The sequence below is a fragment of the Erwinia sp. B116 genome (assembly GCF_002865965.1).
GTDB lineage: Bacteria > Pseudomonadota > Gammaproteobacteria > Enterobacterales > Enterobacteriaceae > Erwinia.
In genome coordinates, this window is the sequence record NZ_JRZZ01000029.1 from 1 (window position 1) to 15162 (window position 15162).

Here is a 15162-nt window from a genome sequence, read left to right on the forward strand (position 1 = left end):
CGAACCAGTGACATACGGATTAACAGTCCGCCGTTCTACCGACTGAACTACAGAGGAATCGTGTGAACGGGGCGCATGTTAACGGCATGGCCTGCCGTTGTCAAAGCCCATTTCCACATTCCCGATGCGTTTGCTGCCAAAAACAGCAACCTGTCGCTTTTTTAACGTTAGCGGGCAATCTTCAATCTCTTGCGCCAGATCCCACTTTCCAGCGATTAGCTGAGCGATGTTAGAGCTGTGTCAAATTTTTGTTATTTGCTGATTTTAAAACATGCGTTTCGGTGGTTTCATAGCGAAAGTTTCAAATGACGTTATTATGAAACAAAAGAACTGTTTTGCGGCAACGTGGAACAGTAAGGGAGAAAGTCTGGCAGTGGCAGGTTTTCAACTTGTTGTAAAAAATACAAAAATTCTGACGCTCAGGCGATCGGAAAAAAAGATAGACCCGAGATAATAACCCCCTACATTTTAATTAAGTCGTCGGTGATGTTGAGTGAATGTAAAAGATATTTTTCATTCGTCGTATCAGCCAGCCTGCGCATGCTAACGATAAAAGGGCTCCGCCATGAACGTGAAAAAGACAATTTTAGCGTCACTGTTAGTGTGTATGTTACCGGTCTCCAGCTATGCAAAAGAGGTGCAGCTTGGCGTCTCTATGGCACTGTTTGACGACAACTTTTTGACTATCGTCCGCAACTCCATCACTAACGAAATGAAGACCGAAGGCGTTAAAGGTCAAATCGAAGATGCGAAGGGCGACGTGGCACAGCAGCTGCAACAGGTACAAAACTTTATCGGCCAGGGCGTCGATGCAGTGATCGTTAACCCGGTTGATACTAACGCCGTCAAGCCGATCGTTGACCTGACCACCAAAGCCGGTATCCCGCTGATCTTCGTCAACCGTAAACCGGCCACCGCCATGACCGACAAAATGGCCTATGTAGGTTCCGACTCTGAACTGGCCGGCCGCCTGCAGATGGAAGCACTGGCGAAGCGTCTTAACTATAAAGGTAACGTCGCAATCCTGCTCGGTGACCTGGCGAACGAAGCCACCCGTGACCGTACTAAAGGCGTGAAGGCGGTAGTGGCTAAGTACCCTGGCCTGAAAGTCACCCAGGAGCAGACCGCGAAATTTACCCGTAACGACGCGGTAGACGTGGTCAGTAACTGGCTGACGGCAGGTGACGATATCCAGGCGATTGCCTCTAACAACGATGAAATGGCGATTGGTGCGCTGCAGGCGCTGGGCAAAAACCCGACCAATATCCTGATTGCCGGCGTGGATGGTACTCCGGACGCGCTGCAGATGATTAAGAACGGCAAGATGGTCGCCACCGTATTCCAGGATGCTAAAGGCCAGGGTGCCGGCTCTGTACAGACCGCTGTGAAACTGATTAAAGGCGAGAAAGTTGAGAAAAACGTGCTGATCCCATATCAGCTGATCACTAAAGATAACTACACGCAGTTCACCGATAAGAACCTTAAATAACCGTAGCCGAAACAGTTGTACGGAGGTGTTAAATGTCCGCATATGCGCTAGAAGCCGAAGGCATCAGTAAGTTTTTCCCGGGTGTTAAAGCATTAAATAACGTGTCACTGCGCGTTAAGCCGGGAACGGTGCATGCCCTGATGGGTGAGAATGGCGCAGGAAAGTCCACTTTAATGAAGTGCCTGATCGGGATTTACCGTCCCGATGAGGGGCAAATCCGCATTAAAGGGGAGCCTGTGCAGTTTGCCGATACGCTGGATGCACTGCGTTCGGGAATCTCAATGATCCACCAGGAGCTTAATTTGGTACCGCATATGACGGTCGCCGAAAACATCTGGCTCGGTCGCGAACCGATGAAACTCGGCTTCGTTGACCACGGTAAGCTCAACCGTTTAACCAAAGATCTGCTGGTTAAGCTGAATATCCGTCTGCGCCCTGAACAAATGGTTGGCGATCTCAGTATCGCCTCCCAGCAGATGGTGGAGATCGCCAAAGCGGTCTCCTGGAATTCAGATATCGTGATTATGGATGAACCGACCTCGGCGCTGACGGAAACCGAAGTGGCGCATCTGTTCACCATCATTCGCGATCTGCGTGAGCAGGGTAAAGCAATCATCTATATCAGCCACAAGATGGATGAGATCTTTACCATTACCGACGAGGTCAGCGTATTCCGTGACGGCACCTGGGTGGCCAGCAACGAGACGTCGTTCTACACGCGTCAGTCGCTGATCACTCAGATGGTGGGTCGCGAGCTGACTCAGCTGTTTCCGAAATTTGATACCAACATTGGTGAAGACGTTCTGACGGTGCGTAATCTGTCCCGTCAGGGCGTGTTCCACGACATCAACTTCAACGTGCGCCGCGGCGAGATCCTCGGCGTAGCCGGGCTGGTGGGTGCCGGCCGCAGTGAAGTGATGGAAAGCCTGTTTGGTATGACCGAAATCGACGGCGGTGAGATCCTCATCGACGGCGTGCCAACCCGCATCGACTCGCCGGCCACGGCGATCGACAAAGGGCTGGCGTTCCTGACCGAAGACCGTAAGAAGTCCGGCCTGTTCCTGGTGCTGTCGGTACTGGAGAACATGAGTATCGTGAAGATGACCAACTACAGCGCTAACGCGGGCTTTGTCAGTCACTCACAGATGGCCAAAGACTGTCTGGAACAGATTAAGCGCCTGAATATTAAGACGCCGACCATGGACCAGATTATTAATAACCTGAGCGGCGGTAACCAGCAGAAGGTGCTGATTGCGCGCTGGCTGCTGGCACAACCGAAAATTCTTATCCTTGACGAACCTACCCGTGGTATCGACGTCGGTGCTAAGGCGGAGATCTACCGCCTGATTAGCGAACTGGCGAACCGTGGCGTGGCAATCATTATGGTCTCCTCAGAGCTGCCGGAAATTCTCGGCATGAGCGACCGGGTGATGGTTATGCACGGCGGACGTATTACCGGCATCCTCAATAAAGAAGATGCTGACCAGGAAACTATTTTGTCGCTGGCGTCCGAGTAAGGGCGAAAGGTAAACACATATGAGTGATATGAAAATGACAACGCAACAGCACGCTGAAACGCCTTCTTTCTTCAGCAGTCTGAAAGGCAGAATGCCTAAAGATACCGGTATTTTCGTTGTAATGGTCGGCATTGCGCTGATCTTTGAAGCCTTCGGTTGGTATGTTCGCGATCAGTCATTCCTGCTAAACCCGAACCGTCTGGTGTTGATCGTTCTGCAGGTTGCCATTATCGGTATTATCGCGGTAGGGGTTACGCAGGTCATTATTACCACCGGTATTGACCTCTCGTCGGGGTCGGTTATCGCCCTGTCCGCCGTGGTCGCGGCCTCGCTGGCGCAAACCTCTGACAGCCTGTCGCCGATGTTCCCGTCGCTGGTGAATATGCCTGCGGTCCTGCCGATAGGCGCAGGGATCGCCGTCGGCTTAATCTGCGGTATTCTCAACGGTGTGTTGATTACTAAAACCGGTATTCCACCGTTTATCGCCACCCTCGGCATGATGGTATCTGCCCGCGGCCTGGCACAGTATTACACCCAGGGTAACCCTATCAGCTTCCTGTCAGACGGCTTCACCGCCATTGGTCAGGGTGCGATGCCGGTGATTATCTTCCTGGTGGTGGCGGTGCTGTTCCATATCGCCCTAAAGCACACCCGCTATGGCAAATACGTTTACGCTATCGGCGGCAATATGGTGTCGGCGAAAGTATCCGGCATCAACGTAAACAAATATCTGATCATCGTTTACACCATTGCCGGCGCACTCTCTGGCCTGGCAGGGGTGGTACTGGCGGCACGCGTCAGCAGCGGTCAGTCAAGCATGGGCCTCTCTTACGAGCTGGATGCGATTGCCGCAGCGGTGATCGGCGGCAGCAGCCTGATGGGTGGAGTGGGGCGCATTACCGGTACGCTGATTGGCGCGGTGATCCTCGGCCTGATCAAGAGTGGCTTTACCTTTGTCGGTGTGGATGCCTACGTGCAGGACATTATCAAAGGGATGATTATCGTGGCGGCGGTATCCATCGATATGTACCGTAACCGTAAGAAACGTTAAGTCTTAAAAGAACAACAACAGGGTGCTGCGCGTATGTGCAGCACCCTGTTTTGCTTTCAAGGGCGTGGCTTTTTGCTCTGATGGCGGGGTGGGCTGTTGCGTTGCTGTCTTAAAGGCGTAGCTTTGGTTCGGCTGTTGTGTTGCTGTCTTAAAGGCGTGGCTTTCTGTTCTGGTGGTGGATTCGGCTGTTGCGTTGCTGTCTTAAAGGCGCAGCTTTCTGTTATGGTGGCGGGTTCGGCCGTGGGCGAAAAGAACGCCGGGACGCTGCAAGTACGTCCATGTAAGCTCGGGCGGCGCTCCCTGCGCCGCACGCCCGGCTAACCTTTTCGCCCGCGTCCTCCCTGTTGGCTGTTGCGTTGCTGTCTTAAGGCGTGGCTTTCGGTGTCGGGTTCGGATTCGTATTCGGGTTCGGGTTCGGGTTCGGGTTCGGGTTCGGCAGGATACCGAAGATTAAGTAGTGGAATCTGTCTGACTTGGTCTGATTTGGTCTGATTAGGTTTATTTGATTTTTTTGTCTGGTTTTAAAACAGCGACGCAGAAAATAACAGGCAATCGGGGTTTATCCGGATAAGCGGACCTTCGGGCACAGAGAGGTGCCCGGCAGAGCCCAGGGACGTTACTGGCGTGTCCGCGTTCCGGATAAACCCCGATTAGCCGGGCACCAAAACCTGAAGCGACCCGGCCCAAAAGCCACACCCCTACAGGCCAGGCACCTGAACCCGAAGCGACCCGGCCCTAAAGCCACACCCCGACAGGCCAGGCACCTGAACCCGAAGCGACCCGGCCCAAAAGCCACGCCCCGATTAGCCGGGCCCCAAAATCTGAAGCGACCAGCAACCCTGTTTCGCTCTGATTAGACGTTAATCCAGCGCCCTTCAGCCGCCGATACGGCGATCGCTTCCAGCACCTTCGACACCTGCAGCCCTTCGGCGAAGTCGGGCCACATGCGGTCACCGGCCGCGATACCGTTAATCAGATCGCGAACTTCCACGGTCTTCTGATCGTTAAAGCCGATACCGTGCCCGGCAGAGATGCAGAAATTGGCATAATCCGGGTGCGCCGGGCCGGTAAGAATAGTTTTAAAGCCCTGACGGCCGGCGGGCTCATCGTGGATATACAGCTCCAGCTCCGCCATACGCTCCTGAGTATAACGAAGCGTACCTTTGGTGCCGGTGACCACGTAGGTCAGCCCCATCTTGCTGCCGCAGGCGATACGTGAGGTTTCAATCACGCCGTGCGCGCCGTTGTTAAAACGCAGCAGCGCACTGGCCTGATCTTCGTTCTCCACGTCGCGCAGCACCGCCGGGTTCTTCGGATCCGGGCGCTGTTTGATCACCGTCATCATATCGCCACTCACCTGGTCGATATTGCCCACCAGATAGTGCGCCATATTGACGATATGCGCCGCCAGATCGCCCAGCGCGCCGAGACCGGCCAGCGCCTTCTGGCAGTGCCAGTCCAGCGGCGTGGACGGATTGGCCAGATAATCTTCATTGTGGGTGCCATAGAAGTGCACCACCTCACCGATCTCACCGCGGGCAATGATCTCTTTCGCCAGCTGGCTGGTCGGGTTCTTCATATAGTTAAAGCCGACCAGCGTTTTCACTCCGGCCTGCTGTGCAGCACGCACCATCTCTTCGGCGTCCGCCACGTCCAGCGCCAGCGGCTTTTCAGAATAGACGTGCTTGCCGTGACGAATCGCTTCCAGCGCCATCTCTTTATGCAGGAAATTTGGCGCGCAAATGTCGACCACGTCGATGTCTGGATCGGCCACCAGCTCACGCCAGTCGCCGGTGGAACGGTTAAAGCCAAAGGCCTCCGCCTTTTCCCGCGCCAGCTCCGGGGTAACTTCCGCCACCATCTCGCGCACCAGCTCGCCTTTCAGGTTAAACACCGTCGGTGCCTGAGCGTAAGCAATGGCGTGGCAACGTCCGATATAGCCGGTGCCGATCAATCCGATTCTGACTTTTTGCATGGTGGGTCCTTAAGCGTAGGGGTTACAAAAATGAAATAAACGTGCAACTGGGATGGAATGTATATTCCGTTTATCGCCAACTCAAACTGAAAAGAGAGTAATCGTGATCGCGCTTGCGAAAAAACCTGCAACAGCACTGCAACGCGTGCTACAGGCTGCCAGACAAGGCGCAAAACACAGATAAAAAGTCTGAAAAGCATAAAACCACGACAAAATGATGATTAATTCAGCAGTTGAACTAAATTCTCAGATCAGGCTTTGACATCCCCCCCACACCCCGATAATATCCGCCCCGTTCACACGATTCCTCTGTAGTTCAGTCGGTAGAACGGCGGACTGTTAATCCGTATGTCACTGGTTCGAGTCCAGTCAGAGGAGCCAAATTTGAAAACCCCGCTCAGGGAAACCTGAGCGGGGTTTTTGCTTTATCGGCATCACCTGCTAACTCCCGCTAAGCGGTTCGGTGCCCGATACCCGGCAGCCTGGTTTGCAGCTCCACAGGCAGAGATTCAGCTCATGTCTATTCTGCTATTCCCAATGGTTGTGACGTAGCACCCAAAGCATATTCGGTGACCACGATCCAGGTCGATCGGGGGCGGCGGGGAGATGATGTGGTCGCCGTGATGGAGCGGCTCAGGCAGACTGGAGATCGCCTGCTCAGCTAACGTCGCTCAGCCGTCTCTCTCCTCCGCCCGGCACATGGCTTAACAGCTGCCGCGTGTACGCCGCCTGCGGGTCGGTAAATAACGTCTCCGCGCTGCCCTGTTCGACCACCCGCCCGCGCTGCATCACTACCACGTAGTCGGAGATTTGCCGGATCACCGCCAGGTCGTGGGAGATCAGCAGATAGCTCAGCCCCAGCTCGCGCTGCAGGCGGTCCAGCAGGGTCAGGATCTGCGACTGCACCGCGGCGTCCAGCGCCGATACCGGTTCATCCAGCACCACCAGCTCCGGCGCAATGGCCAGCGCACGGGCGATCGCCACCCGCTGCCGCTGGCCGCCGGATAGCGCCCCCGGCCGGGATGCCAGCAGGCGCTGCGGCAGCTCTACGCTGTCCATCAGCTCTGCGGCGCGCGCGCGGCGGCTGCGGCGGTCGCCGATCCGAAACGCCTCCAGCGGCTCGGTGATAATCTCTTCCAGAGTCAGTTTTGGGTTCAGCGACGCATAGGGGTTCTGATAAACCACCTGCACCCGACGGCGAAACGCGTGGCGCTCGGCGCGCGAGGGGTGGCTGACGTCCTGACCGTCGAATTCTATCCGCCCGGCATCCGCGGTTTCCAGCCCGAGCAGCAGGCGCACGGTGGTCGACTTGCCCGAACCAGATTCGCCCACCAGGCTGGTGGTGGTGCCGCGCAGCAGCGGAAAGGAGACGCCGTCGACGGCGGTAAACAGCCCGCGACCGCCCTGTGCCGGGAACCTTTTCACCAGCCCTTCGGCGCGCAGCAGCACCTGTTGCGTCTTAACCGCCCGGCGCGGCGGCACCGCGAAGAAGGCCGGCGAGGCCTGCAGCAGCTGGCGGGTGTAAGGGTGGCGCGGCTGGGTAAACAGCGCGGCGGCCGGGCCGCTCTCCACCACCTTACCCTGCTGCATCACCAGCACCCGGTCGGCACGCTCCAGCGCCACCTGCAGGTCGTGGGTGATCAGCAGCAGGGCAATGCCCCTGCCGCGCACCATCTCATCCAGTGCATCCAGCACCTGCTTCTGCACGCTGACGTCCAGCGCGCTGGTCGGCTCATCGGCGATTATCAGCTTAGGGTGGTGGCTCATCGCCATCGCCAGCAGCACGCGCTGGCGCATGCCGCCGGAGAGCTGGTGCGGATAGCTGTGCAGCACCCGCTGCGCGTCGCTCAGCCCGACCTCGGCCAGCAGGCTTTCCACCCGCAGCGCCGCCTGATTTTTCGGCACGCCGTGCAGGGTCAGCGCCTCGCGCATCTGCGTGCCGATGGTCTGAATCGGGTTCAGCGCCTGCGCCGGATCCTGCGGCACAAAGCCAATCTCCAGCCCGCGCAGCCGCTGCCACTGCCGCTGGCTGGCGTTTTCCAGCGGCTGGCCGCCTAGGGTTATTGCGCCGCTCACCCGACGGGCGCTTCTGCCCAACAGGCCCACCAGAGCCGAGGCGGTGGTGGATTTTCCCGAGCCGGAGCCGCCGACGATCGCCAGCACCTCGCCAGCGGCGATCTGCAGATCCAGGCCGTCGACGGCGCGCAGCGTCTGGCCGTCCGCCAGCGCATAGTCAATGCTCAGCTGTTCAACCTTCAGCAGCGCTGGCTGATTAATCTGTTGCAGGGTCTGGCTCATCGTTCCTCCGCCTGGTCCTGAATAAAGCCCGCCACCCGGTTGGTGGCCAGTACCGCCAGCACGATCATCAGCCCCGGCAGCGTGGTGTACCACCAGGCGGCGGCAATGTAGTTGCGCCCTTCGGCGACCAGCAGCCCCCACTCCGGCTGCGGCGGCGGTGCGCCAAAGCCAAGGAAGCTCAGCGACGACACCGACAACAGGGCGAAGCCCAGCTCCAGCGCGGCCAGCGACAGCACCGGTGCCAGCGCGTGCGGGATAATGTGGCGGCGGATTATGGTCAGATGGCTGACGCCGCCGGCCCGCGCCGCCTCGACAAACAGGTTCACCTTGCTGCGCAGCACTTCGCCGCGCGCCAGGCGGGCAAAGGTCGCCACCGACGACAGCCCGACGGCTACGGCGATATTCAGCGTGCCAAAGCCGAGCACGGTGACGATGGCCATCGCCAGCAGCAGGCTGGGAATGGCCATCAGCACGTCAATCGCCCGCATAAACAGGCGATCGGTGCGGCCGCCAGCGTAACCGGCGGTCACCCCGATACCGGCCCCGGCCAGCAGCGCAATCGCCACCGAAAACAGCGTCGCCTGCAGGGTCAGCGCGGTACCAGACACCGTGCGGCTGTAAATGTCGCGGCCTAAATGGTCGGTGCCAAACCAGTGGGCGGCGGAGGGCGGCTGCAGCGCCTGCTGCGGCACCCCGACCAGCGGGTCCTGCCCGGCGAAGAGGCCGGGAGCGATGCCCCACAGCGCCACCAGCAGCAGCACCAGCAGGCTCAGCCACAGCGTGACGGCCAGCCGCCGCCGGCTGCTCAGTCGGCGTTCGCCGGGTAAGATCAGGCTCATCGTGCCCCTCCGGCCGAAGCGTGGCTAATCCGCGGGTCTAGCAGCGGATAGAGCAGATCGACGATAAAGTTGACCAGCACAAAGATCGCCGCGGCGGTCAGCACCACCCCCTGCACCAGCGGAATATCCTGGGTGGAGACCGCGCCCTGCGCCAGCCGCCCGACGCCTTCGCGCGAGAAGATGGTTTCGGTGATCACAGCGCCGGCCAGCAGGTGGCCGAAGATCATCCCGGTCAGCGTCAGCAGCGGGATCGCCGCGTTGGGCAGCACGTGCCGCCACAGAAGGTGCGCCGTGCCCGCCCCCTTCAGCCGCAGCGCGTCGATAAACGGCCTGCGCCACACTTCACTCAGCGAACGATTTAATACCTGTGCCAGCGTTGCCGCCGTCGGCAGCGCCAGCGTTATCGCGGGTAACACCAGCGACCGCCAGCCCTGATTGCCCATCGCCGGAAACCACGCGTTGCTGAAGGAGAAGGCCTGCAGCAGCAGCAGCCCGAGCCAGAAGGTCGGCAACGCCGCCCCCAGCGACGGCAGCGCCAGCAGCGCCGCCTTCAGCCGACCGGCCGGCAGTACGCTGATCCCCGCCGCCAGCCCGCCGCCAAGCGGCAGCGCCAGCACCAGCGCACACAGCGCCAGCAGCAGGGTCGGCGGTAGCGCCTGTAACAGCAGCACGGTCACCGGCTTGCCAATGACGATCGAGCTGCCCAGATCGCCGTGCAGCAGGTCCCACAGCGACCAGGCGTACTGCAGATAAAACGGCTGGTCGAGGTGGTACTGCGCCTTCAGCGCGTTCAGCTGGGCAATATCCACCGTGCTCTGCTCGCCCTGGTTGAGCATGATGGTGACCGGATCGGACGGCAGAATATAGAGGATAAAGAAGGTCAGCGTATACGCCGCCCACAGCACCGCCAGGCTCATCAGCACCCGCTTTAGCAGCCAGTGGAGCTGCGGGCGCGGCGCACGGCTGGCCACAAAAGGATCCGGCGGTGCCGGCTGCGCACTGTTCTCACTCATCGGTTGATACTCCTCGATTGTCACCGCTCGGTTCTCACCAGTCTCTGGCACTTATCGGTGCTTACCCTCGGTTTTCACCGTTCTCTGGCACTTATCGGTTATCTCCCACCATTCCCCGTTTCCGCGTTACCGCCCCGGTTCAGGATTTCGGTGCCAGCCAGGCGTCGTACAGCTGGAAGCGTGACGACGCGTCAAAACGGAAGCCGTGCACGTTGCTGCCGGTGGCGACCACCGTCGACAGTTCGACCAGCGGAATAGCGTCACCGTCGGCGATCAGCCCGCGCGCGGCTTCACTAATCAGCGCCTGGCGCTGCTGGGTATCCAGCGTCTGGCTGGACTGGTACAGCGCGGTATCGATGGCGTTCGCGGCACGTTTATTGACGTTGCGCCCGCCCGGGCTGGCGTCAAACACCGTGCGCAGCACGTCCGGATCGGAACGCGTCAGGTTGTAAAACTCGGCGACCAGGCTGCCGCTGGCCTGGCGGGCCACCACCTGGGCAATCGGCGTCTTCTCCAGCTGCATCTCAATGCCGGCCAGCTTCAGCTGCTGCTGCACCAGTTCAATAAAGGGAGCCGACTGCCAGTAGCTGACGGTAAAGCTCAGCCGCTGGCCGTCCTTAACCCGAATGCCGTCAGCGCCGGCCTGCCAGCCGCCCTGCTCCAGCAGCGCCTTCGCCGCAGGCAGATCCGCCTTCAGCTGGCCGCTGAGGTCCTCGTACAGCGGAGTGGTTTTCGCCAGCACCGAGCTGGCCGGTGACTGGTAGCGCGACAGGATCGGCTGCAGCGCGGCGCGGTCGATGGCCAGGTTAAGCGCCTGACGCACGTTTTTATCCGCCATCAGCGCCTTTGACTGGTTAGGGAACAGGCTGTAGACCACCCCGGGGTTGGCGCGGGCGATAATCGGCAGATCTTTCGCCAGGATCAGCGGCTCATCCTGCGGCGTGACGCCGGCGTTGAGATCCAGCTGGCCCGAGACCAGGCTGCCGAAGCGCACGCCGGACTCCGGGATCACCCGGTACTCGATCGCTTCCAGGTAGCTTTCACCCTGGTGCTGCGCCAGCGACGACGGCCACTGATAGCCGCTGCGACGGGTGAGGTCCACCTTCTGGTTGTGCACAAAGGCGGAGACGACAAAAGGCCCGGTGCCGATCAGTTCGCCCTGGCAGCGCGCTTCCGCCGACGCCTGCACCGTTTTACTGGCGAAAAAGCCGAGGCTCATGGTCGAGGTCGCCTGCAGGAACTGGGCGTTGGGCTGGGCAAACACTACGGTGACGTGCTGCGCGTCCGGGGTTTCCACGCCGGTCAGCCCCTTCAGATAGGTGGAGCCGAGCGAAGCGCGGGCACCTAACGCCACGATGGCCTGCAGGTTCTCCTTCACCGAGGCGGAGGTAAACGGCGTGCCGTCGCTGAAGGTCACGCCGTCGCGAAGGGTAAAGGTGAAGCGGCGGTTATCGTCGCTGACCTGCCAGGCGCTGGCCAGCCAGGGAACGATTTTGCCGCTCTGCGGGTCCTGATCGGTCAGCGAGTCAGTGATCTGCCGGCCGACGTTGAGCGAGTTGTTGTTGCCGGCCTGCTGCGGATCGAGGCAGTTAGGGTCGGTATCAATGGCGAGGGTCAGTTTGCCGCCGGAGACCGGCGTCAGCGGTTTTGCATCCGCCGTGCTGGCCGCATCCGGCTGGTCGCAGGCGCTGAGCGCCCCGGCAAACAGCAGCGGCAGCGCGAGGCGGCGCAGCCGGAACGAGTGAAACAGTGAAGCGTAACGATGGCCTTGTTGCACGTCCCTATCCTTTTATTTTTTAACCAGAGTTTTTCTGGATAGTTCCATAAAAGGCGGCGAGCGCTAAATATCAATACTTCCTATCCTGTGCCACGGTGCGGATATACCCTCAGGCGATCGGCGGCGGCGATTGGCATGTTTATCAGCGCTGCGCTGATGCACTTCGGCATCTCGTCCGGTTCCGGTGAATCTGCGCTGCTGATCCCGATCTTCTCACCGCTCGGTGACAACCCTGGCCTGACACGTCAGGTGATGGTGCAGACGGTGCTGCTGGGTGAAGGCATTGTGAACTGCATCAGCCCCACCTCCGGGGTGCTGATGGCGGTGCTGGCCACCGCCGGTATTCCGTTCGGCAAGTGGCTGCGCTTTGTCGGCCCGGTCGTGGCGGTGTGGTTTGTTATCTGCATCGTGATGCTGAGCAGTGGCGTGGCGATCAAGTGGGGGCCATTCTGATCGTCAGCCCGGCCCAACCGGCCGGGCCTTTTGCTTACAGGGCAAAAGCGAAGTGCGAACCGTCCGGCAGTTCAACGTCAAGCCGAAGTTTGCCGCCCGCCGCTTCGATATAGCGTTTCAGGGTAGAGAGTTTGAGATCGCGCCCTGGCTTTTCCATACCCGCGACGGTCGGCTGTTTAATACCCAGCGCGGCGGCCATCTCCACCTGAGTTTTTTGTACTTTTTCGCGCAGCTCTGCCAGGTGAATATTCAGCAGCATCTCTGCGGCGATCCCTTCTGCCTGCTCCACCACTTCTGGCTTTTCATCTGCCAGCAGCTGTTCCAGCGTTCTGCCCATCTTGCTACTCCTTGTGATTGTTAACGGCGAGTTTTTCCTCACCACCAGATGCCCTCACAAATATAGCTCCAAACAAATATAGCTACAAAGCTATAATCGCCTTCCCTGAGCCTTTAGCATCTTATGCTCAATGACAGAAGTACCGGTCCAGGCTGGCGGAAGTTAGCTCAGCCCCTGAATTCCCTCTTCCAGCAGGCGGATCTGCAACAGCGTCTGCTGGTCGCTGACCAGCTTTGGCTGCCCGTGGATCAGCGTGTCGTACAGGGCGTCGTAATAGCGCGCGTAGTCGCCGCGCTCAGAGACCACCTTCTGTTCGTGGAATACGCCCTGCTCGTCCACCCAGCTCAGCACGCCGTACTCTTCCGGCGTATCAAGGCCAAACCCGGGCTGATGCGGCAGATAAAACAGCTTCAGGTGCTCCTCCTGACGATCTTTTTTGTGCTTAACAAACGTGCCTTTGCTGCCGTAAACCACAAAGCTCGGGCGCTCTTTAACCCGGAAATAGCTGGATTTCACCGACACCTTCAGGCTGCGGTAATAGAGATCGACATCAAAATAGTCGTTCATTCGCCCCGGCCCCAGCAGCTGGCGCACGTCGTAGTGCACGCGGTCCGGCTCGCCAAACCAGGCGATCACCTGATCGAGGGTGTGGCAGCCGTGGCCATACAGGTAAGAGTCGATCTGGCTGAAGTGCGTGACCGACTGCGGCACCTCCGGGCGGAAGTAGTCGTAGTGCATCTCCAGCTCCAGCAGTTCGCCGAGCACGCCGGAGTCGATCACCCTGCGGGTGGTCAGGTAGTCGCTGTCGAAGCGGCGGTTCTGATAGCACTGGATCATCAGCCCGCGCTCTGCCGCCAGCGCAAACAGCCGTTCGGCTTCGGCCAGCGTGGCGGTAAAAGGTTTCTCCACCACGCAGTGTTTGCCGGCCAGCAGCACCTGTTCTGCCAGCGAAAAGTGGCTGGCGGAAGGGGTAGTGATCACCACCAGCTGGACCGCCGGGTCGCCCAGCAGCAGTTGCAGGTCGTCGGTGTAATCAACCCCGGCCTGGCGCGGCCACTCACCGGCGGTTAACCGGCGGGCGTAAATGGTTTTCACGGCGATCTTATCGGCCCGCGTCAGCACAAACGGCAGATGATAGCGGTTGGTGCTTTTGCCGTTGCCGATAAAGCCAATGGTCAGTTTCTCTGTCATGCTCATGATACCGCTCCCGCTTCGTCGGCCGGGAAGACGATCCCCTGCTGCCGGCGGCCCTCTTCCATCACCTCGGCCACCTGGCGGCTGACGGTGAGCATTTTTTCTGCGCTAGCAAAATCGCGGCCGTCGATGATGCGGGCAAACTCCCGGAACTCATACAGCAGGCGGTGTTCCCCGTCGGTAAAGTCGTGGTGTTCGCTGCTGCCATCGTGACGGATCAGATCAAAGCTGACCGCCTGGCTGACCGGAAGCGTCAGGCTGATGCTGGCCTTTTCGCCCTGCAGCACCGACACGGTCGGGGCCTGGCAGTCTTTGGCCCCGATGCACACGCACTTAAAGCTGCCGTAGTCGAGGATCATCACGCCGCTGGTATCGATACCGCGCTGAATATTGGCCTGATAGCTGACCGCCTGCGGCTTGCCAAACAGGCCGATGGCGAAGTGGACGTTGTAGATATTGATATCCATCAGCGCGCCGCCCGACTTCTGCGGGTCAAAGGCCGCGTGTACCTCGCCGGCCTGGAACGCCGCGTAGCGCGAGGAGTACTGGCTGTAGTTGAGGCTGACCAGCCGCAGCTCGCCCAGCGCCGGCAGCGACTCACGCAGCGCGCGGTAGCTGGGCAGCGCATGCACGTTCATCGCTTCCAGCACCATCAGCTGCTTTTCTGCCGCCAGCGCGCTCAGCGCCGCCAGCTCGGTGGCGTTGCTGGTAATCGGTTTTTCGATGATCAGGTGTTTACCGGCCTGCAGCGCCTGGCGGGCGAAGGTAAAGTGCAGGTGGTTTGGCAGGGCGATATAGACCGTATCCACGTCGCTGGCCAGCAGCTCTGCGTAGTCGTAAAACACCGCGCCGATGCCGTACGTCGCCGCCAGCTGCTCCGCGTGCGCGCGGCTGCGAACGGTGGCCAGCAGCGACGGGGATTCAATCTCTACCTTATGCAGGGTGGTCAGCAGGTCCTGCACCATCTTACCCGTTCCAAGAATGGCTAATTTCATGATACCCCTCGTTAATGTTCTGATTCTGCCTCAGGGCAGCGGGCCGCTATCAGCCTCTGCGGCCAGCCCTCCGGCGGCCACAATCCCGCGCCCTGAGATCGCAATCGCTTATTAATAGCATAAAAACGCGCATAATAAAGCAAAATCACTTACAATCACTTAAGCGATATGCCATTTTATGGCAACGGGTGCGTCAGCGGTTGGCGTAACGCACCTGCCCCTTA

At 59.4% G+C, this 15162-nt stretch carries 12 protein-coding genes and 1 tRNA gene; 5 read left to right on the forward strand and 8 right to left on the reverse strand.

What is annotated here, in order from left to right; all coding sequences use genetic code 11:
* Window positions 1–565: 565 nt before the first annotated feature.
* The 3 genes from NV64_RS16985 to NV64_RS16995 are packed head-to-tail and all read left to right on the forward strand — an operon-like array spanning window position 566 to window position 4057.
* On the forward strand, window positions 566–1489 hold the full coding sequence (locus tag NV64_RS16985) for a sugar ABC transporter substrate-binding protein (protein WP_056232911.1): 924 nt from the start codon (window positions 566–568) through the stop codon (window positions 1487–1489).
* A gap of 32 nt (window positions 1490–1521) precedes the next feature.
* A complete protein-coding gene (locus tag NV64_RS16990) occupies window positions 1522–3006 on the forward strand; it encodes a sugar ABC transporter ATP-binding protein (protein ID WP_056232909.1) in 1485 nt (494 codons plus the stop codon).
* 28 nt (window positions 3007–3034) lie between these two features.
* Window positions 3035–4057 carry an ABC transporter permease gene (locus NV64_RS16995; protein WP_162237182.1) on the forward strand — a complete coding sequence of 341 codons (1023 nt, stop codon included), beginning with the start codon at window positions 3035–3037 and terminating at the stop codon, window positions 4055–4057.
* An 853-nt stretch (window positions 4058–4910) separates the two neighbouring features.
* On the opposite strand, the gene NV64_RS17000 is transcribed toward NV64_RS16995, so the two are convergent.
* Window positions 4911–6032, reverse strand: a complete 1122-nt coding sequence (locus NV64_RS17000) for a Gfo/Idh/MocA family protein (protein WP_056233012.1) — start codon at window positions 6030–6032, stop codon at window positions 4911–4913.
* Window positions 6033–6337: 305 nt separating this feature from the next.
* On the opposite strand from NV64_RS17000, the gene NV64_RS17005 reads away from it, so the two are divergent.
* Window positions 6338–6413, forward strand: a tRNA-Asn gene (locus NV64_RS17005).
* A gap of 276 nt (window positions 6414–6689) precedes the next feature.
* On the opposite strand, the gene NV64_RS17010 is transcribed toward NV64_RS17005, so the two are convergent.
* The 4 genes from NV64_RS17010 to NV64_RS17025 form a co-directional block, all read right to left on the reverse strand.
* Window positions 6690–8330, reverse strand: a complete 1641-nt coding sequence (locus NV64_RS17010) for an ABC transporter ATP-binding protein (RefSeq protein WP_056233014.1) — start codon at window positions 8328–8330, stop codon at window positions 6690–6692.
* A complete protein-coding gene (locus NV64_RS17015; RefSeq protein ID WP_101506391.1) occupies window positions 8327–9169 on the reverse strand; it encodes an ABC transporter permease in 843 nt (280 codons plus the stop codon). Before NV64_RS17015 ends, NV64_RS17010 begins: the two co-directional genes overlap by 4 nt.
* Window positions 9166–10182 (reverse strand): ABC transporter permease, encoded by a 1017-nt coding sequence (locus NV64_RS17020; RefSeq protein WP_101506392.1) that lies wholly within the window; start codon window positions 10180–10182, stop codon window positions 9166–9168. Before NV64_RS17020 ends, NV64_RS17015 begins: the two co-directional genes overlap by 4 nt.
* A gap of 139 nt (window positions 10183–10321) precedes the next feature.
* Entirely contained in the window at window positions 10322–11959 is a 1638-nt protein-coding gene (locus tag NV64_RS17025) for an ABC transporter substrate-binding protein (RefSeq protein ID WP_233209022.1), read from the reverse strand.
* Between the two features lie 87 nt (window positions 11960–12046).
* Between NV64_RS17025 and NV64_RS17030 the strand changes: the two genes are divergently transcribed.
* On the forward strand, window positions 12047–12412 hold the full coding sequence (locus tag NV64_RS17030; protein ID WP_255354406.1) for a hypothetical protein: 366 nt from the start codon (window positions 12047–12049) through the stop codon (window positions 12410–12412).
* 34 nt (window positions 12413–12446) lie between these two features.
* Here NV64_RS17030 and NV64_RS17035 read toward each other — a convergent pair whose 3' ends face one another.
* The 3 genes from NV64_RS17035 to NV64_RS17045 form a co-directional block, all read right to left on the reverse strand.
* Window positions 12447–12749: a helix-turn-helix domain-containing protein gene (locus NV64_RS17035; RefSeq protein WP_056233022.1), complete on the reverse strand. Its 303-nt coding sequence runs from the start codon at window positions 12747–12749 to the stop codon at window positions 12447–12449.
* A gap of 162 nt (window positions 12750–12911) precedes the next feature.
* Window positions 12912–13946, reverse strand: coding sequence for a Gfo/Idh/MocA family oxidoreductase (locus tag NV64_RS17040; protein WP_233209023.1), 1035 nt, complete (start codon window positions 13944–13946; stop codon window positions 12912–12914).
* Window positions 13943–14938, reverse strand: a complete 996-nt coding sequence (locus NV64_RS17045) for a Gfo/Idh/MocA family protein (RefSeq protein ID WP_101506393.1) — start codon at window positions 14936–14938, stop codon at window positions 13943–13945. The genes NV64_RS17040 and NV64_RS17045 overlap by 4 nt, the downstream gene beginning before the upstream one ends.
* Between the last annotated feature and the right edge of the window lie 224 nt (window positions 14939–15162).